The 24,387-nt window shown below is 59.8% G+C and carries 20 protein-coding genes and 1 riboswitch; of the genes, 9 read left to right on the top strand and 11 right to left on the bottom strand.

Features of this window, described 5'->3' with window-relative positions:
- The first annotated feature begins 25 nt into the window (after positions 1–25).
- From accA to G505_RS0118080, 3 genes are read left to right on the top strand one after another with little or no spacing between them, the layout of a single operon-like run.
- Positions 26–985: an acetyl-CoA carboxylase carboxyl transferase subunit alpha gene (gene accA, locus G505_RS0118090; RefSeq protein ID WP_028110810.1), complete on the top strand. Its 960-nt coding sequence runs from the start codon at positions 26–28 to the stop codon at positions 983–985.
- Entirely contained in the window at positions 976–2,301 is a 1,326-nt protein-coding gene (gene tilS / locus G505_RS0118085; RefSeq protein WP_051216429.1) for a tRNA lysidine(34) synthetase TilS, read from the top strand. The genes accA and tilS overlap by 10 nt, the downstream gene beginning before the upstream one ends.
- 51 nt (positions 2,302–2,352) lie before the next feature.
- The gene (locus tag G505_RS0118080; RefSeq protein WP_028110808.1) at positions 2,353–4,302 is read left to right on the top strand and encodes a monovalent cation:proton antiporter family protein; all 1,950 of its coding nucleotides are present in this window, start codon (positions 2,353–2,355) and stop codon (positions 4,300–4,302) included.
- Here G505_RS0118080 and G505_RS21955 read toward each other — a convergent pair.
- Complete coding sequence (locus G505_RS21955; protein WP_084644063.1) at positions 4,211–5,425, bottom strand: patatin-like phospholipase family protein; 1,215 nt, start codon at positions 5,423–5,425, stop codon at positions 4,211–4,213. The genes G505_RS0118080 and G505_RS21955 overlap by 92 nt on opposite strands.
- Positions 5,426–5,636: 211 nt before the next feature.
- Between G505_RS21955 and G505_RS22575 the strand changes: the two genes are divergently transcribed.
- Complete coding sequence (locus tag G505_RS22575; RefSeq protein WP_051216427.1) at positions 5,637–6,263, top strand: TetR family transcriptional regulator; 627 nt, start codon at positions 5,637–5,639, stop codon at positions 6,261–6,263.
- 50 nt (positions 6,264–6,313) lie between these two features.
- On the opposite strand, the gene G505_RS0118065 is transcribed toward G505_RS22575, so the two are convergent.
- Complete coding sequence (locus tag G505_RS0118065; RefSeq protein WP_028110807.1) at positions 6,314–8,029, bottom strand: proline--tRNA ligase; 1,716 nt, start codon at positions 8,027–8,029, stop codon at positions 6,314–6,316.
- Between the two features lie 193 nt (positions 8,030–8,222).
- Between G505_RS0118065 and G505_RS0118060 the strand changes: the two genes are divergently transcribed.
- Complete coding sequence (locus G505_RS0118060; protein WP_028110806.1) at positions 8,223–9,800, top strand: sensor domain-containing diguanylate cyclase; 1,578 nt, start codon at positions 8,223–8,225, stop codon at positions 9,798–9,800.
- Positions 9,801–9,823: 23 nt separating this feature from the next.
- Here G505_RS0118060 and G505_RS0118055 read toward each other — a convergent pair whose 3' ends face one another.
- From G505_RS0118055 to G505_RS0118035, 4 genes are all read right to left on the bottom strand, one after another.
- Entirely contained in the window at positions 9,824–10,432 is a 609-nt protein-coding gene (locus G505_RS0118055; RefSeq protein WP_028110805.1) for an acyltransferase, read from the bottom strand.
- Entirely contained in the window at positions 10,429–11,136 is a 708-nt protein-coding gene (gene tsaA / locus G505_RS0118050) for a tRNA (N6-threonylcarbamoyladenosine(37)-N6)-methyltransferase TrmO (RefSeq protein WP_028110804.1), read from the bottom strand. The genes G505_RS0118055 and tsaA overlap by 4 nt, the downstream gene beginning before the upstream one ends.
- On the bottom strand, positions 11,126–11,491 hold the full coding sequence (gene rcsF, locus G505_RS0118045) for an Rcs stress response system protein RcsF (protein ID WP_028110803.1): 366 nt from the start codon (positions 11,489–11,491) through the stop codon (positions 11,126–11,128). The genes tsaA and rcsF overlap by 11 nt, the downstream gene beginning before the upstream one ends.
- 836 nt (positions 11,492–12,327) lie before the next feature.
- Entirely contained in the window at positions 12,328–12,726 is a 399-nt protein-coding gene (locus G505_RS0118035) for an H-NS histone family protein (protein WP_028110801.1), read from the bottom strand.
- 311 nt (positions 12,727–13,037) lie between these two features.
- Here G505_RS0118035 and G505_RS0118030 point away from each other — a divergent pair, with 311 nt between their 5' ends.
- The 4 genes from G505_RS0118030 to G505_RS0118015 all read left to right on the top strand — a co-directional run bounded on the left by G505_RS0118030 (position 13,038) and on the right by G505_RS0118015 (position 17,407).
- Positions 13,038–13,787 carry an electron transfer flavoprotein subunit beta/FixA family protein gene (locus tag G505_RS0118030; protein ID WP_028110800.1) on the top strand — a complete coding sequence of 250 codons (750 nt, stop codon included), beginning with the start codon at positions 13,038–13,040 and terminating at the stop codon, positions 13,785–13,787.
- Entirely contained in the window at positions 13,787–14,713 is a 927-nt protein-coding gene (locus G505_RS0118025) for an electron transfer flavoprotein subunit alpha/FixB family protein (RefSeq protein WP_028110799.1), read from the top strand. Before G505_RS0118030 ends, G505_RS0118025 begins: the two co-directional genes overlap by 1 nt.
- A gap of 90 nt (positions 14,714–14,803) precedes the next feature.
- Positions 14,804–15,001, top strand: a riboswitch (Lysine riboswitch).
- An 89-nt stretch (positions 15,002–15,090) separates the two neighbouring features.
- Positions 15,091–16,674, top strand: coding sequence for a Na+/H+ antiporter NhaC family protein (locus G505_RS0118020; protein WP_028110798.1), 1,584 nt, complete (start codon positions 15,091–15,093; stop codon positions 16,672–16,674).
- A gap of 154 nt (positions 16,675–16,828) precedes the next feature.
- Positions 16,829–17,407, top strand: a complete 579-nt coding sequence (locus tag G505_RS0118015; protein ID WP_028110797.1) for a thymidine kinase — start codon at positions 16,829–16,831, stop codon at positions 17,405–17,407.
- A 125-nt stretch (positions 17,408–17,532) separates the two neighbouring features.
- Here the strand turns inward: G505_RS0118015 and G505_RS0118010 are convergent, their stop codons facing one another.
- The 5 genes from G505_RS0118010 to G505_RS0117990 form a co-directional block, all read right to left on the bottom strand.
- Positions 17,533–18,462 carry a LysR family transcriptional regulator gene (locus tag G505_RS0118010; RefSeq protein WP_084644062.1) on the bottom strand — a complete coding sequence of 310 codons (930 nt, stop codon included), beginning with the start codon at positions 18,460–18,462 and terminating at the stop codon, positions 17,533–17,535.
- A 332-nt stretch (positions 18,463–18,794) separates the two neighbouring features.
- Positions 18,795–20,741, bottom strand: a complete 1,947-nt coding sequence (locus G505_RS0118005; protein WP_028110795.1) for an acetoacetate--CoA ligase — start codon at positions 20,739–20,741, stop codon at positions 18,795–18,797.
- Positions 20,738–21,643 carry a hydroxymethylglutaryl-CoA lyase gene (locus G505_RS0118000; protein WP_051216425.1) on the bottom strand — a complete coding sequence of 302 codons (906 nt, stop codon included), beginning with the start codon at positions 21,641–21,643 and terminating at the stop codon, positions 20,738–20,740. The genes G505_RS0118005 and G505_RS0118000 overlap by 4 nt, the downstream gene beginning before the upstream one ends.
- Positions 21,643–23,595: an acetyl/propionyl/methylcrotonyl-CoA carboxylase subunit alpha gene (locus G505_RS0117995; RefSeq protein WP_028110793.1), complete on the bottom strand. Its 1,953-nt coding sequence runs from the start codon at positions 23,593–23,595 to the stop codon at positions 21,643–21,645. Before G505_RS0117995 ends, G505_RS0118000 begins: the two co-directional genes overlap by 1 nt.
- A complete protein-coding gene (locus G505_RS0117990) occupies positions 23,595–24,377 on the bottom strand; it encodes an enoyl-CoA hydratase-related protein (RefSeq protein WP_028110792.1) in 783 nt (260 codons plus the stop codon). Before G505_RS0117990 ends, G505_RS0117995 begins: the two co-directional genes overlap by 1 nt.
- Between the last annotated feature and the right edge of the window lie 10 nt (positions 24,378–24,387).

Here is a 24,387-nt window from a genome sequence, read left to right as displayed (position 1 = left end):
ACAGACACCTTTAGGTGATCAGAGTATGAGCCTGGATTTTTTGGATTTTGAACAGCCCATTGCCGAACTGCAGGCAAAGATTGACGAGTTGAAGAACGTCAGCCGCAACAGCAACCTGGATATGGATCTGCAGGATGAGATCAAACAGCTTGAGGAGAAGCGCGAGGAGCTGATCACCAAGGTGTTTAACGATCTCGGCGCCTGGCAGGTGGCCCAGATGGCCCGCCACCCTCAGCGCCCCTACACCCAGGATTACATCGATCGGATCTTTACCGAGTTTGATGAGCTCTGTGGCGACCGTGCCTATGCAGACGATCCCGCCATCATCGGCGGCACCGCTCGCCTCGATGGTGTGCCTGTGATGGTCATTGGCCATCAGAAGGGCCGTGACACCAAAGAGAAGGTGCGTCGTAACTTCGGCATGCCTCGTCCCGAGGGGTATCGCAAGGCCCTGCGTCTGATGGAGATGGCCGAGCGCTTCAAGATGCCCATCATCACCTTTATCGACACACCGGGTGCCTACCCTGGCGTCGGCGCTGAGGAGCGCGGTCAGAGTGAGGCCATCGCCCGTAACCTGAAGGTGATGGCTGGCCTCAAGGTGCCGGTGATCTGCACCGTGATCGGTGAAGGTGGTTCCGGTGGCGCCCTGGCCATTGGCGTAGGGGACCGGGTCAACATGCTGCAATACTCCACCTATTCGGTGATCTCTCCCGAAGGGTGTGCCTCCATCCTGTGGAAGGACGCGGCGGAAGCGCCAAAGGCGGCTGAGGCCATGGGCATCACCGCAGAGCGTCTTCATGAGCTCAAGCTGGTGGACACGGTGATCTCTGAGCCCCGCGGCGGTGCTCACAGGGACATGGAGGTGATGGCTGCCTCCCTGAAAGATCAAATTTTGAGCGATCTGGGCTTGTTGAACAAGCTGGATCTGGATACCCTGCTGGAACAACGTTACGACCGATTGATGGAGTACGGTTATTGTCGTTAACCCAGCTTGAGTCCAGCGTTCGGGCCGCCCTGGCGGCCCATCTGGACAATGCCCGCCGCGTGGTCCTGGCTTACAGCGGCGGTATCGATTCGGAGCTGCTGGCCAGCATCCTTGGCCGCCTCCGTCCCGAATTTCCCTCCCGCCCTTTTCTGCTTATCCATGTGAACCACGGCTTGTCAGACAATGCCGAGAGTTGGGTTTCCCATTGCCGCCGTCGTGCCGAACTCTATGGCTTGCCTCTGACGGTGACCAAGGTGGCGGTGGAGCAGGGGCCGAGGATCAGTCTGGAAGCCGCCGCCCGTGAGGCTCGCTATGCGGCCCTGAATCAGCTGCTGTTGCCTGGGGATCTGTTGCTGACCGCCCAGCATAAGGATGATCAGGCGGAAACCCTGCTGCTGGCCCTGAAGCGGGGCAGTGGCCCCCTGGGGCTGGCGGGCATGCTCGCTTCTCAGCCCTTTGCCGGTGCCACCATGCTGCGGCCTCTGCTGGGGCACTCTCGTGGCGAGGTGGAGCGGGCTGCCGCAGAATTGGGGCTGGCGCACATCGAAGATGACAGTAACACCGATCTCAGATTCGACCGTAACTTCCTGCGCCATAAGGTGCTGCCACTGATGAAAGATCGCTGGCCGGGCTTTCATCACGCGGTGCATCGCAGTGCCCAGCTGTGTGGTGAGCAGCAGAGCCTGTGCGATGAACTGGCGAAGGAGGATCTCCGGCTGCATCAGGTGGCCAGCGGTGGCCTGGCGATCAGTGGTCTGGCCGCCCTCAGTGCGCCACGAAGAAATAATCTGGTAAGGTACTGGTTAAGAAAGCATAATCAATTGATGCCGTCCCAGGTTCAGCTGCAACACCTGCAGCAGTTCTGGCTGGCCAGGGAGGATGCCCAGCCCTCCCTGAAGTTGGGTGAGTGCCAGCTGCGCCGTTTTCGTGATGCCCTGTATCTGGTCGGGGAGGAACCCTCGCTGGATGCGGAGCTGGAGATGATGATCCCCAAGGTGCGTCAGCAGATGGCCAACGGCGAGCACTGGTGCCTGGAGGAGCGTGTCGAAGGGGAGCGGCTCAGGTTGCCCCGAGCCGGAGAATCGGTGTTGGTGCGCTATGATCTTCTGGGGACGCGACGGGTTCGCCCCGCCAACCGCAATGGCTCAAGGCCATTGAAGAAGGTGTGGCAGGAGCTTGGGGTGCCCCCCTGGCTGAGAGGCCAGATCCCCATGCTGTTCTTCGGCGACAAGCTGGTGGCCGCCCTGGGCTACTGGCTGGAGCAGGAGGCACTGGAGACCCTGGGACCTGGACTGGTTCCCATTCGTCAGGAGTAGGCCGCAACCGCCTCTCCGCCAAGCAGACTTTCAGGAGGAGAGGCGATACCCATGGATCACGGCGGTCTGACCCCCATCTTACTATTGGCACTGGTGGCCATTGCCGGCCTGGTGATCACCCGGCGGCTGAAGCTGCCGGTGATCCTGGCCTGGCTGATCACCGGTGGCCTGGCGGGCAGTCAGGGGTTCAACTGGCTTCAGAGCGATCAGATCGCCCTGGTGGCCGAGATCGGCGTGGTGTTCCTGATGTTCTCCCTGGGGCTGGAGTTCTCCCTGCCCCGTCTGTGGGCCATGCGCGCCAGGGTGTTCGGTCTGGGCAGCGCCCAGGTGGCGGTGACCCTGGGGTGCACCTTCGTCCTCGCCTGGGGGATGGGGCTGGATCCTCGGGCCGCCTTCGTCTGCGGCGGTGCCATCGCCCTCTCCTCAACCGCCATTGTACTCAAACAGCTGGATGAGCAGGGCTGGATCAACCGTCGTCACGGCGAGCTCTCCGTCAGTGTGTTGCTGTTCCAGGATCTGGCGGTGATCCCCCTGCTGATCATCATCCCCCTGCTGGGCTCGGACAGCGGCGGTGTGGCCCTGGCCATGGAGCTTTCCTGGGCTCTGCTCAAAGGCACCATCGCCTTCGTATTGCTGCTGGGTCTGGGGGGATATCTTCTGCCGAAGATCTTCGATGAGGTGGCCCGCTCCCGCTCCGATGAGCTGTTCCTGCTGACCACCCTGGCGGTGGCCCTGGCTACGGGTTTTGTCACCCTGTCTCTGGGACTCTCCATGACCTTGGGGGCTTTCCTGGCAGGGATGCTGCTGGGCGAGAGCCAATATCGCCAGCAGCTGGAAGCGGACATTCGCCCCTTTCGTGATCTGCTGATGGGGCTGTTCTTTGTCTCGGTGGGGATGTTGTTGGATCTGTCTCTGCTCTGGGCTCAACTGCCCCTGCTGCTGGGTTTGCTGACCCTGGTGATGCTGGCCAAGGCGATGATCATCTGGATGCTGGCCACCCTCACCGGTGAGAAGACCAAGGACGCCCTGGCCACGGGTATCTGCCTGGCTCAGGTGGGGGAGTTCAGCTTCGTACTGATTGCCCTGGCGATGAAGTGGCAGGTGTTGGAGCAGGGGCTGGCTAACCTGCTGGTGGCCACCGGAGTGATCTCCATGGCACTGACGCCTTTCATGGTGGACAACTGCCTGGTGCTGGCCAAGCGAGTGCTGGGGCAGCGGGAGCAGCTGTTCGGCGAGGAGCCGGAAGCTCCGGAACTGGTCACCCAGGATCATGTGGTGCTGCTGGGTTATGGCCGGGTGGGGCAGACCATCGCCCGCTTCCTCAAGCGGGAGAAGATGCCCTTCGTGGCGGTGGATCTCGATCCGATCCGGGTGCGGGAGTCCAGGACCGCCGGTGAGCCTGTGGTGTTCGGCGACGGCCGGCGCCAGGACATCCTCAAGGAGGTGGGGCTGCACCGGGCCAGGTTGGTGGTGGTGACCTTCGACAATCGCCGCGACATCTTTAACCTGCTGGATTGCATCAAGCTGATGGCGCCCCATATCCGAACCCTGGTGCGTACCCGGGATGATGCCACCCTCGAGGCCCTGGAGCTGGCCGGGGCCGATCAGGTGATCCCCGAGAGCCTGGAAGGCAGTCTGATGCTGGTGTCCCAGGTGCTTTACCAACTCGGGGTCCCCCTGCCCCGAATTCTGCTGCGCATCGAGCGCGAGCGACGCGACCGCTATCGCATGCTCCACGGCTTCTTCGGTGGCACCGACCCCGTGCAGGGGCGGGAGCTGTTGCATGCGGTCACCCTGTCAGACAACGCCTGGGCGGTGGGCCACTTCGTGGTGGAGTTGCCGCTGAACCACTGGCGAGTGCAGCTGGACGGCCTTAAGCGGGAGGGGGAGGCGCTGGAGTTTGTTCCCACTACCCGCCTGCAGCGGGGTGATGTGCTGCTGCTGATGGGGACGCCTCACCAGGTTGAACTGGCGGAGCGGGCGCTGCTGGAGGGGCCTTGAGCTCCTCCAGTTCAAAGAAGATCTTCAACTGCTGTTGCTGGGCGCTGGCGTCCCGGTAACCCAGCTCAATCAACTCCTGACAGTACTCAGACTCAAACATCAGGTAACTCAACAGGCTCGATTCCCGGTTCTCATCCACCCCCATCAGCTTGAGCAGGGTGCGCGCGCCTCTGGGCAGGCGACGATAGTGCTTCAGGGCGATGGCATCCAGATTCTCCGACGGCTTGATGGTCATGGTCTCTACGGTGCGCAGCGGCTGCATCACCCGGCGTTCCGGAGGGATCAGCGCCAGGGAGGCATTGATGCGTGCCACCCGCTCCAGATCCGAACTCAGGGCATCGGAGAACACGGCGTCCAGCAGGTGACCGGTGATGCGGCCGCTGTTGGGCGGATGGGGCACCGGATGTGTGTCCGTGGGGCTCTCCAGGTTAATGATGAAGATCCGCTCCGCACCCAGGTGAATGGGGGCACTCAGGGGGGAGAGCTGGTGAATGGCACCGTCACCGAAGTGGTCACCGTCGATGGCCACCGAAGGGAACACCAGGGGGATGGCCGAGGAGGCCATCAGGTGGTCCAGGGTCAGTTGAGCCACCTGGCCACGACGGCGAAACCTCTGCCAGGGGGCCAGGTTCTGTTGCCCCTGATAGAAATTGATGCAGCAGGGGTGGGCGTAACTCGAAGCGGCCACGGTCAGGGCTTTGAGGTGGCCGGTGTCGATGTGGCGTTGCAGTTTCTCCAGAGGCAGGACCCGGTCAAGCAGGACCCGCAGGGGCTGGTTGTTCAGCAGGCTGGGGGGCAGCTTCGGATCCTTGCGGCGCCACACCTGACGCAAAAGGTGCCTGGAGGCGGGCCAGAGATCCGCATGGTACACCTGCTGACTGCGGAAGTTTCGCCAGATCCACTCAAGCTTTCTGACCCCCTTGTGAAAGGATCCCGCATGGCATCCCAGAGTCGCCGCATTGATGGCCCCCGCCGAGGTGCCGCAAAGAATGGGAAAAGGCAGGCCGTGGTTTCTCGGGTAGAAGCTGGCGATCGCCTTGAGGACCCCCACCTGATAGGCGGCCCGGCTGCCTCCTCCGCTGAGTTGCAGGGCCCGATTCTGTGTCTGTTGCGACGGCCTCATGGAGCCTTGGCCTCCCTTAAGGTGGTGGAGTGTGATAATCCACAGAGAATCATTGATTTACATTATGGTGCAGTGACTTAAGTATAGTTCACGGTATAACCGCATTGATACAAACTTAAGTGTAGGTATAATTTGCGCCATTCTTTACCCTCCGCCGGACAGACGGGTGTCGCCGGATGAGGGGGCTGCAGACCCAGAGGAGGCCTGAAACATGGCGCGAAAAACCAAGGCAGAAGCGGAGAAGACCCGCCAACAGCTGCTGGATTCAGCGATGAAGCTGTTCAGTGAAAAGGGGGTGGCCAAGACCACCCTGGCGCAGATTGCCGCCGATGCCGAGATGACCCGAGGGGCGATCTATTGGCATTTCGAAGATAAGGCCGATCTGCTCCATGCCCTGTTTGAGCGCTCCATTACCCCTGAAGCGGAGCGGTTGTGGCACTCCATGACCAACGAGGGGGCCGATCCCCTGGACTGTCTGCTTAGAGCCAGCCATGGCTTCTGGTTGGAGATGAATTCAGAGTCCACGCTTAAGCAGGTGATGATGCTCTACCGTCAGGCGGAGCAGGTGCCGGAGCTGGCGGAGAAGCTCGATGAGATGCACTGCCAGGAGGACTCCCATATGTATCAGGCGTTGAAGATGGCCTCCGAGCAGGGATCATTGCATCCGGAGATGTCCGTCGAGACCGCCTTTACCCTGTTCCACACCCTCCACGGAGGCATGGTGCAACTGGTGTGCGGCGTGCGCAAGTGTACCGTGGAGCTGGACAAGGAGAAGATCTTTCGCGAGCTGATTCAAGGGGTGGAGCGGGCGGTCAGTGCTCCGGAGCGTTTGAAATAAGAGATAAAAAAAGGGTTGGCAATGCCAACCCTTTTTCATGCTTGAGACGGTTAGCCCTGAAGCTTGGCCTGAACCGCTGCGAGGACGGCGTCCATCGCCACATCCTCTTTGCTGCCGTCGGCCCGGTTTTTCAGCTCCAGGTTGCCGGCGTCGATGCCGCGCTCACCGATCACCACTGAGTAGGGGATGCCCATCAGTTCGGCGTCGGCGAACATCACGCCCGGACGTTCCTTGCGGTCATCGAACAGTACATCGATGCCTGCAGCGGTCAGCTCGTCGTAGAGCTTCTCGGCGGCTTCCTGAACCCGGTGGGATTTGTGCATGTTCATCGGCACGATCACCACCTGGAAGGGGGCGATGGCCGCAGGCCAGATGATGCCTCTGTCGTCGTGGTTCTGCTCAATGGCTGCGGCGACGATGCGGGAAACACCCACGCCATAGCAGCCCATGATCAGCGGACGGGCCTTGCCCTGTTCATCCAGCACGGTGGCTTTCATGGACTCAGAGTACTTGGTGCCCAGCTGGAAGATGTGACCCACTTCGATGCCGCGGGCAATCTTCAGGGTGCCCTGGCCGCAGGGGCTCTGGTCACCTTCGACCACGTTACGCAGGTCCTCGACACGGGGCAGGGCGACGTCGCGCTCCCAGTTGATGCCGAAGTGGTGCTTTCCGTCGATGTTGGCACCGGCACCGAAGTCGTTCAGGGTGGCCACGGAGCCATCGATGATCAGCGGCAGCTTCAGGTCAACGGGACCCAGGGAGCCGGGGCCGGCACCGATGGCGTCGCGAATCTCCTCTTCGGTGGCAAACTGCAGTGGAGTGGCCACTTCAGGCAGCTTCTCCGCCTTGACTTCGTTCAGCTCATGATCGCCTCGAACCATCAGCGCCACCAGTTCGGCATCGCACTCGTCGCTGGCGCGAACGATCAGGGTCTTGACGGTCTTGTCGATGGCGAGACCGAACTGTGCCACCAGCTGTTCGATGGTTTTGGCATCAGGGGTGTCCACCAGGGTCATCTCCTGGCCCGGTTCGCCACGTTCACCCAGGGGCAGGGCTTCCGCCTTCTCTATGTTGGCGGCGTAGTCACTCTCGGTGGAGAAGACCACGGCATCCTCGCCACTCTGGGCCAGAACCTGGAATTCGTGGCTGTGGCTGCCACCGATGGCTCCGGTGTCCGCCAGTACCGGACGGAACTCCAGTCCCATACGCTCCAGAATGCGGCAGTAAGCTTGGTACATCGCCTGGTAGGTCTCGTCCATGGTCTCCTGGTCCAGATGGAAGGAGTAGGCATCCTTCATCAGGAACTCACGGGAGCGCATCACACCGAAGCGTGGACGGACTTCGTCACGGAACTTGGTCTGAATCTGGTAGAGGTTCAGCGGCAGCTGCTTGTAGGACTTCACGGCATCGCGAACGATATCGGTGATCACCTCTTCGTGAGTGGGACCCAGTACGAAATCGCGCTGATGGCGGTCCTTGATGCGCAGCAGCTCGGGACCCATGTCGTCCCAGCGGCCGGTCTCCTGCCAAAGGTCCGCGGGTTGAACCATGGGCATCAGAGTTTCCACGGCACCGGCGCGATTCATCTCCTCACGCACGATATTTTCAACTTTTTTTAGCACTTTCAGGCCAGTAGGCAACCAGGTGTAGAGCCCGGAAGCCAGTTTGCGGATCATGCCGGCGCGCAACATCAGCTGATGGCTGATCACTTCAGCATCAGAGGGGGTCTCTCTCAGGGTGGAGACCAGGTAACGACTGGTTCTCATCGATAATGTCCGTAAAAATAAAGAGGCCGATAGTCTATCAGTCCTGAGCCCCGGGTGTCACTCGGGCTGCGCTTTGAGGGCAACTCTGGGATACTTAAACTGCCGGATCATCAGGCTGATGTAATATATTGATGATTGTTGGTTGTTTCGTATGGAATAATTGTTAACGGATCTCAGGCCCGACGGAGTGGCAATGAAGAGTGAACGGTGGGGTATCACCAGCCTGGTGCTGGTAGGGGTACTGTCGATGACCTGGTTGGCGATTCGCCTCTACCAGACGGAGCAGTACACCCTGGAGACGGAGTTCGATCACTACGCCAGTAATCAGGCCAGACAGATTAAGTGGCGCATCGATTCCTCACTGTCGGTGCTCAATTACCTTTCTACCCTGTATCAGGGCAGTGCCAATGTGACTGCCGAGGAGTTCGAATTGGTGGCCGATGGCATCCTGGCCCGCCAGCGGGAGGTCAAGGCCCTGGAGTGGGTGCCGCGGGTCCAGCATCAGGAGCGTGAGCAACTGGAGCGGGCGATGCGTGACCGCTTTCCCGATTTCAGCTTTACTGAATCTTCCATGGGGCAGCGGGTGGTGGCCGAGGGCCGCAGCGAATACTTCCCGGTCTACTACCTTCGCCCCTTCAGCGGCAATGAGTCGCGCCTGGGCATGGACCTCAGTCAGGACCCTCAACTGATGGGGATACTGACACAGGCAATGGGGGCCGGTGAGTTGCTGCTTTCCCCCATGGCCATGGATGAGTCTTATGGCAAGGTGGTGATGGCGGTGGTGCCCATCTATCACAGCCTTCCCCTGACCGATGTCAGCCGCAGCAAACTGCTTAAGGGCTACCTGCTCGGGGTGTTTCAGCTGGAGGAGCTGTTGCATGACCTGGTGCTGGATGGGGAGCGCGCCAATATCCAGTTTCAGATCTGGGACACCACAGGCGACACTCGCCGTCAGTTGATGGGGGCGCCCCCCCATCCCGGATCACTGGGAGACCGGACTCAGAGTTTTGTTTTCGAGGGACTGGCGGGGCGCCGATGGGAGCTGGTGGCCATGGCCAACGGCGAGTTCTTCGCGGCCAAGCGCAGCCTGGCCCCCTATGTGGTGGGGTTGGGAGGTTCCATGGCGATGCTGGCGGTGGGCGGAATGCTGTGGCAGATGCGCCGCAGAAACCATGAAGTGGAAGCCCTGGTACGTGCCCGCACCGAGGAGCTTAACCGGGTAAATCAGCAACTGACCCGCCAGAGTCTCACCGACGGTCTGACCCAGGTCGCCAATCGCCGCCAGTTTGATACCTGGCTTAGCCAGGAGTGGGAGAGCGCCCGCCGTACCGGCAAGCCGGTGACCCTGTTTGTCATCGACGTCGATCTGTTCAAGAACTACAACGACCGTTACGGTCATCTGGCCGGAGACCGGGTTCTGAAGAAGATTGCCCGCATGCTCGCCAGTCAACTCAACCGGCCTCGGGACCTGCTGGCCCGCTATGGCGGCGAGGAGTTTGCCGCGGTTCTGCCTGAAACCGGGCGCAAGGCGGTGAAGTTTGCCGACAGCCTGAGAGCCATGGTGGAAGCCCTGGGGATTCCCCATGAAGGTTCGGACATCTGCGGCTATGTCACCATCAGTATCGGGGTGGCCACCGTGGTGCCTGAGGTGGACCAGACACCGGAACAGTTTTTCGAGCTGGCGGACAAGGCGCTGTATAAGGCGAAGAGCCAGGGGCGCAATCAGGTGGCTTATCACAACCAGGAGCGTGGAGACCTGAGTCTGGGTTAATTGGCGATCATTCTCAATTGTCGCTAGGGCTCCCGGCGATCGCCGATGATTCGCGCCGGGTTGCCCGCTACCTTGGCAAACGGGGGCACATCCCGGGTGACCACGGCCCCCATGCCGACCACGGCGTGATCGCCTATGGTGACGCCATCGACGATGCTGGCTCGGGCGCCAATCCACACATCTTTGCCGATGATGACTCCTTTGGAGCTGACTCCCTGTTGGTAGAGAGGGCGGTCCAGTTCCATGCCGTGGTTAAAGGCATAGATGCTGACATTGTTGGCCAGACGGCTTTGGTCGCCGATGATCAGGCCGGCCCGGCCCCCATCCAGGCTGCAGCCGTGATTAATGCTGACCTCGTTACCCAGGGTAATGGGGCCATGGAGGAAGCTGCCGGTGGCCAGCATGCAGCGGTCTCCCATCGTTACCTCTCTTCCGGGTTCCGCGAAGATGGCGCACCCCTCAGCCAGGAAACAGTTCAGGCCAAAGGTGACGCTCTCCATCGATTCCAGCTCCCGTTGCAGCGTCTCTTGCCAGGGGCGGGCCCACTCCAGGTGTTTGGGCTTGAGACGGTAATAGAGCCAGGGCATCCAGTTCAGGCGCCGTTTGTGTTGCTCCCGGTAACGCTCGCTCATGAACTCTCCACAGCCACCACATCCACCACCAGGTTGCGTCCCTCTTTAACCTGCCAGCGCAGATCAAACTGATGCAGCTGGACGCCATAGACGCGCTCCCCCTCCTCCCTCTTGTATCCGGGACGGGGGTCCTGGGCCAGCACCTGAGAGGCCAGTTCGATAAAGCCGGGACAGAGAGCCTCAGCCCGTGCCAGGGCTTCGCGTCCTTGGGGGCTGACCTCCATCGTCATGGCCGGGGGAGGCTCCTGAGCGAACCCCCCTGATGCATCAGGCAGGGCATCGGAGTAGGGGATATAGGGCTTGATGTCGTAGATGGGGGTACCATCCAGCAGATCAATTCCTTCAACCTCAATGTAGTGTTGCCCTTTGTGCTGACCCACCCCTTTCAGCTTAACCGCCGACAACCCCAGGCCATTGGGTCTGAAGGTGGCCCGGGTGGCGAACACGCCTACCCTGGTGTTCCCCCCCAGCCTGGGAGGACGAACCGTCGGCTTCCACCCCTGAGCCAAATTTTCGTGGAAGGCGAAGATCAGCCAAAGGGCATCGAACTGCTCCAGCCCTCTGAGCAGATCCGGATTGTTGCACTCTCCTTGCAGCTCCAGCCGACCGACGGCGGCAGGCACCAGCCGCGGCTGGCGGGGAATGGCGAATTTCTGCTTATAGGGGGAGCGGCAGATGGCGACAGGCTCAATCTCAATCTTCATGGCGTTGCAATGCCTGGCCGTAACAGGTGATGGCGGAGAGGCAGTGGTCATCTGCAGGCAGTGATACACACCGGCTTACCCACAAGGCATTGCCCCCCAGTTCCGCTGTTTTGCGGCGCAGCTCGGTTCTGGCCTGAGCTGGGCTGGCGGCGGGGTCAGCCTGTCGCTGCTGGCAGCTGGTGGCTTCCAGCCAGCCGAGATCTTTACCTGAGGGAGGCGTATCACCCTGAAACAGAGCAACCTGACCGGCTTTGAAATAGTCCCGGGTAGTCTCGGAGTCCAAGTTGCTGTTGAACTCGAAGTTGGCACTGCAGCCACCGAGTAACAGGAGTGTGGCGATGATGGAGTGTCTCATTGGGGATCTCTTTGGCGCTTTTATCGACTTAGTGTAACACAACGTATATGTGGCCTGAGAAAGTAACAGGCCACTCCGGTGGCAAATATAATGCCGGCTTATAACTGGTTTCCGGTCGGAATGATCTCGGTGCTGGTGTAAATTTGAACAGCTTGTTGTACTAAGTTGACTCGGTATCATGACAAACAAAGAACTCCGGGGTGGCAAGCTTCATCCTGTCAGTTAAAGGAGAGGTTTATGGACTTGGAGCATATAGCTCCTCTTATAGGGCCGGGCCGTTAACGTTTGGTTACTTCGAAATCGCGCTGTCCTTAAAAGAGTGTAGAAATACCTATGGTATGACCTCAGTAGGAGCTGTTGGTGTCGGGCATGCTTAACATTGGATTACAGCTGCGATGATTCGACAGGGTCATTCTGACCTTGTCGAGCTCAATAAGTGACGGCTAAGTGGTGACATCAGGTTATCAAAGGTTTCTATTCCTCGATATCGGAGCCGGGGCATTTTTATATTCAGCTTATATTCAGCTTCGTTTTTATCCCGGTCCAATCTGGGTAATTGAAATGTCACATATTTTGCATGTGAGGGCTGTGCCTTAAGGGGGCATCGAGCCTGAGGTGATACAATTAGGCTTGCGCCATGGGCAGGGAGAAGTGGTGGGTCACATGGCATTACTGCATGATTTTAAAAGGTTTTATCAAGTTGTCAGAGCGTTGTCTGGGGGGCGCCTATGCCCTGAAGGAATACTATATATCACTGAGTAATATCGTTTCCTCTATTTTCGGCAGACATAAAAAAGCGGCCGCCATCGGCGACCGCTTTTTCAGGAAACTCTAATTTATTGCTCGATCAGGAACTCTTCCAGAGAGTGACCTTGATCCAGCTTTTCCTTGATTGCCTTAGGAGTACGACCTTGGCCGGTCCAGGTAATCATCTCGCCATCTACTTCAATTTGGTATTTGGCAGGGCGAGGAGCGCGTTTGCGACGAGGGGCAGTGCCTTCCAGAGCATTCAGCTCGTCAACACTAATACCATCTTCGGCCAGCTGCTTACGAATTGCTTCAATTTTCTCCAGACGCTCGGCTTGAGCGGCTTCTTCAGCTTCAGCTTCAGCTTCGCGCTCATCAGCAATCTTTTGAAGTTTAGCAATTACGTCTTTCAGTTCATCCAGCTCTAGCTCTTTAACTTGAGCCTTCAAGCGGCGACCGTGAGTCAAAATTTCGAGGAAATCAGCCATCGTTGAATCAACCTAAATATGAGTGTGCAAATAGATTAGTGTTTAGACTAGCATGCAAAATATTACTTGTCTGCAAAATATTCCGAATAATTTGGCGATTAAATAGAATTTCGCATTCTCAAATCATGACATTTTACTTTTGTTAAAGTTCATCGTCCTATTAAAAAGTCATTGAAACCTCTCCTGAGTCGGATTCGCCGCATGGGTGGTGCCGTGCGACCTTGGTTCAGGTTGACGTTAACGTCAACAGTAATTAGAGTGGTGGGCAGTGTTAGGCAAAGTCGATTCCGGCGCTCAACAAAGGACGTACTATGAAGATTCTGGTTCCCATTAAGCGGGTGGTCGACCCCTATGTAAAAGTAAGGGTTAAGGCAGACGAGACTGATGTCGAGTTGGCCAATCTAAAGATGGCGATCAACCCCTTCTGCGAAATCGCGGTAGAGGAAGCGGTAAGGCTGAAGGAGAAAGGCCACGCGGATGAGATTATTGCAGTGTCCATTGGCCCCAAGGTGGCACAGGAACAACTGCGGACCGCCATGGCGCTGGGTGCCGATAGAGGGATTCTGGTTGAGCATGATGATGCTCTGGAGCCTCTCTCTGTGGCCAAGGTGCTCAAGGCGGTGATTGATAAGGAGCAGCCCTCTCTGGTGCTCTTTGGTAAACAGTCTATTGATGGCGACAACAATCAGACCGCACAAATGACCGCTGCACTGGCTGGCATGGGGCAGGCGACCTTTGCTTCCAGTGTGGAGGTGGAGGGGGACCAGATTAAGGTAGCCCGAGAGATAGACGGCGGCATTCAGACTCTGAAGGTGACACTGCCCGCGGTGGTGTCTGCGGATTTGCGCCTCAATGAACCCAGGTATGCCTCTCTGCCCAACATCATGAAAGCCAAGCGTAAGCCTCTGGAGACAGTGTCTGTGGCGGATTTTGAGTTGCAGCTCGGGTCTCATCAGAAGACCCTGAAGGTGACTGCACCCGCTGAGCGCAGCGGCGGCATTATGGTGGGCTCAGTGGAAGAGCTGGTGGACAAGCTGAAGAATGAAGCGAAGGTGGTGTAATGGCGATCCTCATTATTGCAGAAGTAGACAAGCAGGGCCTGAGTGCCGAATGTGCCAAGGTGGTTGGCGCCGCATCGACTCTGGGTCAGGACCTTCATCTGCTGGTGGCCAGCGACCATGCTATGGCAGCAGCGGAGCAGGGCGCCAAACTCGCCGGCATCACCAAGGTGCTGGTTGCGGACAACGCGGCCTACGCCCATCAGATGGCAGAACCCGTAGCCGACCTGGTGGTGGAGCTGGCTGGTGAGTACAGCCACATCCTAGCTGCCGCCAGCGCCAAGGGTAAGGATATGCTGCCCCGGGTTGCGGCTCTGCTGGATGTGGCTCAGCACTCCGATGTCATTGCCATCGACTCTGAAGACACCTTCGTCCGGCCCATCTACGCGGGCAATGCCCTGGCAACGGTGCAGAGCCTGGATGACAAAAAGGTACTGACCATTCGTACCAGTGCCTTCGATGCAGTGGCCGAGCAGGCACCGGCAGAAATTCATGCCCTGGACAGTGTTAAGGCAAGCGAACGGACTCAGTTTGTTGGCGAGGAGCTGGTGGAGTCCGAGCGTCCCGAACTGGGCGCGGCACGTGTGGTGATCTCCGGTGGTCGGGGTCTGGGCAGCGGTGAGAATTTTGCCCTGATTGAACAGCTGGCGGACAAGCTGGGCGCGGCCATCGGCGCCTCCAGAGCCGCCGTGGATGCGGGCTTCGTGGCCAACGATCTGCAGGTGGGTCAGACGGGCAAGATCGTCGCCCCAGATCTCTATATTGCCGTGGGGATCTCCGGCGCCATTCAGCACCTGGCGGGGATGAAGGAGTCCAAGGTGATTGTGGCGATCAACAAGGATCCGGACGCGCCTATATTCCAGATTGCCGATTATGGCCTGGAGGCAGACCTGTTCGAGGCTGTTCCTAAGCTCACGGAACTGTTATAAATGTGACTTGGCTCACATTATGGCGGCATCTGTCGGACAAGTGAGGGACACTTGCGGTTAGAATGCCGCCTTCGCATTTTTGCGAGTACCGATTTAGGTAGAGGCGCATCGCCTATCAGTACGCCGGTCGAGGTTGATACCCGACGACGCCGGTGGAAAGGAGTCGATGCCGAAGTGGGCTGGGCATCATCCCTGGTCGCTGGGGCTGCTTTTAACAGGAGCAGCACTGCCATAGTAAATTCCGAGAGGAGCTCGGATGCTTGTTTACTATGGAGCGCTACTGAAAGGACGGTGGGTTTCTATTCTTTGCATATCCCTCCCTCGACGCACAGTCGTGTCAGTTGCCTCCATCGCTAATCCACAACGATAAGATAACGATGGCCTTAATTAGTTACGCCGATTCGGCACTCTCTCTTCTGCCTCCCCTGGTTGCTATTGGGATGGCGATTATGACCCGCAAGGTTTTGCTCTCTCTCGGGCTGGGTATCCTGCTGGGAACCCTGATGCTGGTGGAGTTCGCTCCCATGGCGGCGCTGTCTGAACTCTCTGGCCGGGCCCTGACCCTGGTGTGGGACGATGGCGCTCCCGCCGCCTGGAACCTCTATACCCTCGGGTTCCTGGTGCTGCTGGGGATCATGACCGCCCTGATCTCCGTCTCCGGTGCTACCCGGGCCTTTGCCGCCTGGGCCCGCAAGCGGATCCGCTCCGGCCGGGATGCCAAGCTGATGACCATGGCCTTGGGTGTGGTGATCTTCATCGACGATTACTTCAATACCCTGGTGGTGGGCTCGGTCGCCCGGCCGGTAACCGATCACTACAAAGTGTCCCGGGAGAAACTGGCTTACTGCATCGACTCCACCTCGGCGCCCATTTGCGTGATCTCTCCCATCTCTTCATGGGGGGCGTACATCATCGCGCTGATCGGCGGTCTGCTGACCACCCACGGCATGACCGAGATCGGTTACCTGAGTGCCTTTATCCAGATGGTGCCGATGAACTTCTACGCCATCTTCGCCTTCCTGTTGCTGCTGGCGGTAGTCTATTTCGGCCTGGATTTTGGTGCTCTGGCCCGGGCCGAACAGCGTGCCCGCGCCGGCCAGCTTTGGGAGGAGTCCCGTGGTGTGCCCCCGGGGGAGGAGCTGGATCTGCCTGAAGCGGACAATGGCCGGGTGGCCGGCCTGGTGGCCCCCATCGGCTTTCTGATCGCCATCACCGTCGCCCTGATGCTCTATTCAGGCAACCAGGCTCTGGTTGCCGACGGCAAAGCCTTCAGCCTGATCGGCGCGTTCGAGAATACCGACGTGGCCTGGTCTCTGTTCTACTCCGGCCTGGCAGGGGTGGGCTTCACGCTGGTGTTCAGTCTGATGCAGGGCGTGCCCGTGGGGTATATGGTGAAGGCGGTGATCAGTGGCACCAAGTCGATGCTGCCCGCCATCTACATCCTGCTGTTTGCCTGGACCATTGCCGGCATCATCAGCGATCTCAACACCGGTGAGTATATGGCGTCCCTGGCCCAGGGTAACCTGCCAGCCTGGTCCCTGCCGGCACTGCTGTTTATCCTGAGTGGTTTTGCCGCCTTTGCCACCGGCACCAGTTGGGGAACCTTCGCCATTATGTTGCCCATTGCGGCCAATATGGCGGAAGCGGTGGATCTGGCCTTGATGCTGCCCATGCTCTCCTCGGTGCTGGCCGGTGCGGTATTTGGGGATCACTGCTCGCCCATCTCTGATACCACCATTCTCTCCTCCACCGGAGCGGGGTGTCATCACATCGATCACGTCACCACTCAGCTGCCCTATGCGTTGCTGACGGCGGTGATCTCCCTGGCTGGCTACCTGGTGTTGGGCATTACAGGGTCTGTCGCCCTGGGCTTTGGTACGGCCACCCTGGGTTTGTTGCTGGTGGTGCTGGTGCTGCGGCGTGTGTGCGCGCCCAACGGTGCGCCTGCGGTCACCCGGTGAGTGACGCTGCATCCTGACCCGTTAGTGAGCCCCGCTTAGCGGGGCTTTCTTTATGATGAGAGCAACGAGCCGGCGCACAGTTTCCGGCAGTCCACTCTGGTTCAGATCCGCTCTTTTGGTTAGACTGTGCCAGAATTTTTCAGGGGGAAGAATTTTGGCTCAACTCTACTTCTACTATTCGGCGATGAACGCCGGTAAATCCACCTCATTGCTGCAATCGGCCTACAACTACCGTGAGCGGGGCATGGAGGTGCTGGTGATGACCGCTGGTCTGGATGACCGCTATGGCGTTGGCAAAGTCACCTCCCGCATCGGCCTCTCTTCGGATGCGCTGATCTATCGCCGTGAGGATGATCTGCTGGCCAGGGTACTGGAGCGCAATGAGCAGCAGCCGGTCAACTGCCTGTTGGTGGATGAGTGTCAGTTCCTGACCAAGGAGCAGGTGCGCCAACTGACCTATCTGGTCGATAAGATGGATATCCCGGTGCTTTGCTACGGTCTGCGCACCGATTTCCAGGGGGAACTGTTTGAAGGTTCTCACTACCTGCTGGCCTGGGCCGACAAGCTGGTGGAGCTGAAAACCATCTGTCATTGTGGTCGTAAAGCCAACATGGTGGTTCGCATGGATGGTGAGGGCAACCCGGTACGCAGTGGCGATCAGGTGCATATCGGCGGCAATGACAGTTATGTCTCCATGTGCCGCACCCATTACAGGGAACTGGCCTGGGACTGATCCCGGGAATGGCATGAGATACGGCAGCTTCGGCTGCTGTTTCTTTTTCTGCTGCTTGTCAGAGTGAAGGTGCGGGAGAGAGCGGCGTCGGGAGGGGAGGGCAGGAGTCCTTTCCTGCGGAGAGATTAGCGAATTTTACTGAGGGTCTCTTTGACCTGATCACGCAGCCAGCGGTTGGCTTTGCTGTCTTCCATCTTCTTCAGGTAGGTCAGGTAGAGAGGCACCTTGGGAATGTCGAAGGAGGTCTTTACCTCGGCCAGGTCGAACTGACGGCCATACTTCTCCCACAGCCAGCGAGACACGGTGACCAACGAATCGGTTTCCTGAGCCATCATCATGGCATTGAACGGGTTATTGGTGTCCAGGAACACCTCACGCTCGTCCACATAGCCCAGGTTGAGGGCGTTACCCATCTTGTAGCCAATCTGGCCCACGGCGTAACGGACGTGACGCTGGGACAGATAGGTGTCCATGTCGACCACCTCTTTGGTGAGCGGATTGTTTCTGCAGCCCAGAACCACCATCTCCTCCTCCAGCAGCTTCTCCTGAATGATGGACTTCATGTCCACTTTCAGGGCCACCAGGCAGAGATCGTTGTTGTCGATCTGCAGGCTGTCGATGATTTTTGATTCCTCTTCAACCAGGTTGTTGACGGTGATCTTCAACTGATTGTTAAAGGACTCCACCCGGCGTGCCAGCGGGTGCAGCACGATAAGGTCCAGAATGTGGTTGGCGGCGATACGAAAGCGGCGCTTGCTGTTGGCGGCGTCGAAATCGCTCAGGCTTTCCACGCCGTCTTGCAGCAGGTCCAGGGCGGAGTTGACGTAACCATAGAGTTCCATGGCGAAGTCGGTGGGCTCCAGACCATTGCTGGTACGGGTGAACAGGGGGTGGCTAAAGTACTTACTCAGCTTGGACAGAGACTGGCTGACGGCGCTTGGAGTCACAGAGAGCTTGCGAGCGGCCTTGCTCAGGCTCCCGGTAAACACCACGGCGCGGAAGACGATCAGCAGCCGTATATCGATGGAATCAAAGTCCCGCATTAAAACTGGCATGGCACCTTCCGAGTTAAAAAAACTAATTTCGTCTTGTTAGTGAATCTTAGTCAAATTTTGATAACTATCTGGGCGCGGAATCTAACATGCGGTAACGAATATGCGCAATAGATCCGCTTAGGTGGCAGTTCACACTTTTCATTTGCAACTTTAAGCGGTTGATTTAAGAGGGGCTTTATCACATGTTTTTATTAAAAAAGCATTTTAAGTTATGATTGCTTTACCCACTAATTTTACTCATTTTGAGCTTAACTTAGTGTGTAAGTTTTTGATGGGAATGGGAAAAGTGCGGCCACCCCTGTTAAGTGCAGGTAATGGCCGCGTTTTTGCTGTTAACTGGTCAGATCTGGGATGTTGATGAACTGTTTCAGTGAGTCCGGGTTGGCAAGGGCATCGGTGTTGTTGACCGCTTCGCCGTGCACCACTTTTCGGACTGCCAGCTCCACCAGTTTTCCCGATAAAGTCTTGGGCAGTTCTGACACCTGGATGATCTTTGCCGGCACATGACGAGGGGTGGTGTTGGCGCGAATGGTGCGGCAGATAGTGTGCTTCAGGCCATCGTCCAACTGTAATCCACTCTTAAGCACCACGAATAACACCACGCGAACGTCATCCTGCCACTGTTGACCAATGGCCAGACTCTCCTGCACCTGCTCCACCTTTTCCACCTGGCGGTAGATCTCCGCGGTGCCGATGCGCACGCCTCCGGGATTGAGCACCGCATCGCTGCGGCCATGGATGATGAGGCCACCTTGTGGGGTGGTCTCGGCGTAGTCGCCATGGGCCCAGACGTTGTCGAAGCGGGCGAAGTAGGCGTCATGGTAGCGAGTGCCATCCTCGTCTCCCCAGAAGCCCACAGGCATGGAGGGGAACGGAGCGGTGCACACCAGTTCGCCCTTCTCACCCAGGAGCGCCTGCCCCTGCTCGTCAAACACCTGGACTTTCATTCCCAGCCCCAGGCACTGAAGCTGTCCCCGATAGACCGCCTTGGCCGGGTTGCCCAGGGCGAAGCAGGAGACGATGTCGGTGCCACCCGAGATGGAGCTGAGGCACAGCTCCTGCTTTATCTCTTTGTAGACAAAGTCGAAGCCTTCGTGGGCCAGGGGAGAGCCGGTCGACAGCAGGGCCTTGAGGTTGTCCAGCCTGTGGTGACGGGCGGGGAAGTATTCCGCCTTCTCCAGAGCGGCTATGTACTTGGCGCTGGTGCCGAAGATGCTCACCTCCTCCTGTTCGGTGAGTTGCCACAGCACTTCCGGACCCGGCGCGAAGGGGCTGCCGTCGTACAGCACCAGGGTTGCCCCCACCGCCAGGCCGCTGACCAGCCAGTTCCACATCATCCAGCCACAGGTGGTGAAGTAGAACAGCACATCCTCCCGGCGAAGATCGGTGTGCAGCCGATGCTCCTTGAGGTGCTGAAGCAGGGTGCCGCCTGCGCCATGAACGATGCACTTGGGTTTGCCTGTGGTCCCGGAGGAGTAGAGCACATACAGGGGATGGTCGAAGGGCAGAGCTTCGAACGACAGGGTGCGGGCATCGTTGGCCAGGGCCTGGCTCCAGGGCAGGGCCAGGGGCGAGTCCACCTCGCCGGTACTGTCGAAGGCGGGCACCACGATCAACTGTTCCAGGGAGTCGATGGCGTCGGCTATCTGGGTCAGTTTGTCGCTGCAATCGATCACCTTGCCGTTGTAGCGGTAGCCGCTGGCGCCGATGAGGACCTTGGGACGAATCTGACCAAATCGGTCCAGCACGCCGTTAAAGCCAAAGTCCGGAGAACAGGAGCTGAAGGTGGCGCCCAGGCTGGCTGCGGCCAGCATGGTGACCACGGTCTCGATGCGGTTGGGCATAAAGGCGGCCACTCTGTCGCCAGGCTCTATCCCCAGTTTGCGAAGGTGGGCCGTCAGCTTGGCCACCTCGTGGTAGAGTTCGTTGTAGGAGAGGGCGACACGGTTGGCGGCCTCATCCCGATAGACCAGGGCGATGCGGTCATCCCGGAAACGCAGCAGGTTTTCGGCGAAGTTGAGCCGGGCCTGGGGAAAGAAGCGTGCCCCCGGCATCTTGTCGGCATCGGCAAGCGGGATCTCCCCCATCTCGCCCTGGACACCAAAGCGCAGCCAGATCTCCCGCCAGAAGGGGCCGGGATTGTCGACGCTCCAGCGATGCAGCTGGTCGTAGTCGGTCAGATTCAGCCCGAGATCCCGGTTGAGATCCTGCCGGAACTGCTCCATCTGAGTGGCGCTGCGTCGCACCGGTGAAGGCTGCCACAATGCACTGTTGCTCATCCCTGCTTCTCCTTGCGTTTGGCCAGCCAGGCCTGGGCTACCCGACTGGTGGGGGACTTGTTGAGACTGCGGCAGATCTGATCTCCCGCCAGAACCAGGGCGTCCAGGTCGACGCCGGTGTCCATCCCCATCCCCTCCAACATATAGACCAGATCCTCGGTGGCCAGGTTGCCGGAGGCGCCGGCGGCATAGGGGCAACCGCCCAGACCGGCGACGGCACTGTCGAAGGTGGTGATCCCCAGCTCCAGGCAGGCCAGCACATTGGCCAGGGCCTGGCCATAGGTGTCGTGGAAGTGCAGGGCCAGGGCCGAAGCGGGTATCTGCTGCGCCACCGCCGCCACCATGGCGTTGGCTTTGGCCGGGGTGCCTACCCCAATGGTGTCTCCCAGAGAGATCTCATAACACCCCATCTGATAGAGGGTCTGTGCCACCTCCACCACCTTGGACACCGGAATGTCGCCCTCATAGGGACAGCCCAGTACACAGGAAACATAGCCGCGCACCGGCAGATTGGCTTCCCGGGCGGCGGCCATCACCGGCTGGAAGCGTTCCAGGGATTCGGCCACCGAGCAGTTGATGTTGCGCTGGCTGAAGCTCTCCGACGCCGCGCCAAACACCGCCACACCGTCCACCCCTACACTCAGAGCCGATTCCAGGCCTCGGAGGTTGGGGGTGAGGGCGCTGTAACGCACCCCCTGTTGCCGATGGATGCGGCTGAACAGCTGATCGGCGTCCGCCATCTGAGGCACCCACTTGGGGGAGACGAAGCTGCCCGCCTCGATCTCCTTGAGCCCGGTCTGGCTCAGGGCATCCACCAGGGCAATGCGCTGCGCCAGGGTGACCCCCGCTTCGTTTTGCAGGCCGTCTCTGGGCCCCACTTCAACGATACGTGCTTGGCTCATCACTCCTCCACCGCTTCCAGGGCCACCAGCGAGACGCCGTCGCTGACCTGCTGGCCTGGGGAGAAGGGCAGGGCGGTGATCTTGCCGGCATAGGGGGCGGTGATGGTGTACTCCATCTTCATCGCCTCCATCACCAGCAGGGACTGTCCCGCCTCCACCTGCTGCTCCAGATCGCACAGCAGCGCCACTATGGTGCCGTTCATCGGTGCCTTCAGGGAGTCTTCGCCCCCCTCATCGTCGGCCTGGGTGCCATGACGGACCTGGGTGAAGCGCAGCGGACCGTCGGGCAGAAACAGGGTGATCGCTTCGTGGCACTGCTCATAGGACCAGTGGCACAGGTGACCATCCAGCTCCATACGGACCTGCTGTGCATCCAGGGCGGCCACCACACTATGCTCCTGGTCATCCAGCGTCAGGGTAAAGGCGGGCCACTCTCCCTTGAGGTTGAGGGTGTATCGTTCGCCATGTTCATCCTCCAGCTGGTGCCCCAGCTGGGCGCGCTGATTGAGGCGAAAGCCGACGGCGCTGTGCCACGGAGAGTGCTCATCTTCGGGGCGACTGGCCACCAGAGCCGCGGCAATGGCGGCTCGTTGACGCAGGTCGTCGGCCCGGGTGAGGGCCGGGTAGTGACGTGCGATGAAACCGGTGTCCAGCACCGCATTTCTGAAGTCATCGTGAGCGACGATACGAGCCAGGAACGCCAGGTTGCTGGTGACGCCGGCCAGTTGGGTCTGGCGCAGGCCGCGGATCATCTGGGCAATGGCCTGGTTGCGGTTGTCCCCATAGCTGATCAGCTTGGCGATCATCGGATCGTAGTGGGCGCTGATGCTGTCGCCGGCGATCACGCCGCTGTCCAGGCGGATGCTGCCAGGCACCTCGAAACGGGTCAGGGTGCCGGTGGCGGGCAGAAACTCCCGCTGGGGGTCCTCGGCGTAGAGGCGCACCTCCAGGCTGTGGCCTGAGACCCGGATCTGAGACTGCCCCAGAGGCAGGGGCTCGCCGGCGGCCACCCGCAGCTGCCACTCCACCAGATCCTGGCCGGTGACCATCTCGGTGACCGGATGTTCCACCTGCAGACGGGTGTTCATCTCCATAAAGTAGAAGCGCCCCTGCTCATCCAGCAGGAACTCCACGGTACCGGCGCCCACATAATCGATGGCCAGGGCGGCCCGGCAGGCGGCCTCCCCCATCTCCTGGCGCAGGGCATCGCTTAGGCCAGGGGCCGGCGCCTCCTCCACCACCTTCTGGTGGCGTCGCTGGATGGAGCAGTCCCGGTCTGACAGGTAGACGCAGTGGCCCAGGGTGTCGGCGAACACCTGCACCTCCACATGGCGGGGGGCCGACAGGTAACGCTCCAGCAGCAGGGTGTCGTTGCCGAAGGCGGAGGCCGCTTCCCGGCGGGCGGTGGCCAGGGCTTCGCCCAGCTCAGCGGCCTCGTTGACAATGCGCATCCCCTTGCCGCCGCCACCAAAGGCGGCTTTGACCAGCAGGGGATAGCCGATTTTGGTGGCCTCATCGGTGAGGCATTCATCGCTCTGATCCTCGCCGTGGTAACCGGGCAGCATGGGCACGCCGGCGTCCGCCATGATCATTTTGGCGGCGCTTTTGGAACCCATCTTGTCGATGGCGTCGGCGCCCGGGCCGATGAAGCGGATGCTGGCGGCTTCACAGCCTCGGGCAAAGTCCGGATTTTCCGACAGGAAGCCGTAGCCTGGGTGGATGCCGTCCACGCCATGGGCCTTGGCCAGTTCGATGATGGCGTCGCCGCGCAGGTAGGATTCGGTGGCCGGAGCAGGCCCCAATAGCAGGGCCTCGTCGGCCATCAGCACATGCTGGGCACCGCGGTCCGCTTCGGAATAGACCGCCACGGTGGCGATGCCCAGCTCCCGGCAGGTGCGTATCACCCGGCAGGCGATCTCGCCCCGGTTGGCGATCAGTACTTTGGTCAGCATCAGTTCTCTCCTTGCCAACTGGGGGGGCGCTTGTCGAAGAAGGCACCCAGGCCCTCCTGCCCTTCGTCTGAGACCCGGATGCGGGCGATGGCCTCGGCAGTCAGCTGCGCCAGGGCTTCATCGAAGGGGTGTTGTTCTATGGTGTGCAGCAGCGCCTTGCAGGCCTGCATCGCCTTGGGACCGTTACCCGTCAGGGTGGCGATCATCGCGTCACCTTCAAGGGTGAGGTCGTCACACACCTGGTGCACCAGTCCCAGGCGCAAGGCGGTGTCGGCGTCGAACTGTTCGGCGCTGAGCATAAAGCGGCGGGCCTGGCGCTGCCCCATGGCGCGGGCCACGAAGGGGCTGATCACCGCAGGGATCAGTCCCAGCTTCACCTCAGACAGGCAGAACCTCGCCCGGGGGGAGGCCAGGGCGATGTCGCAGCAGGCAATAAGCCCCAAAGCGCCGCCGAAGGCGGCACCGTCCACCAGCGCCAGGGTGGGGCTGGGGAAACGATCCAGGGTGTGCATCAGCCTGGCCAGCTCTCTGGCGTCGCGGATGTTGCTCTGCTGGTCCAGGTTCACCTGGCTCTTCATCCATGCCAGGTCGGCACCGGCGGAGAAGTGTTTGCCGTTGGCGGCCAACACCAGCACCACAGGCGGCTCCTTGGCCAGCTGAGTCAGGGCCTGATTCAGCTCCTGGATCATGGTGTCGCCGAAGGCGTTGTGTTTGTCCGGCCGGTTCAGGGTCAGGCGGGCCACGCCATCCTGGCGGCTCAGGGTCAGATACTGAAACTCCATGGGCTCTCCT

The organism is Ferrimonas futtsuensis DSM 18154 (assembly GCF_000422645.1).
GTDB lineage: Bacteria > Pseudomonadota > Gammaproteobacteria > Enterobacterales > Shewanellaceae > Ferrimonas > Ferrimonas futtsuensis.
This window is presented reverse-complemented; position numbering and strand designations above follow the sequence as displayed.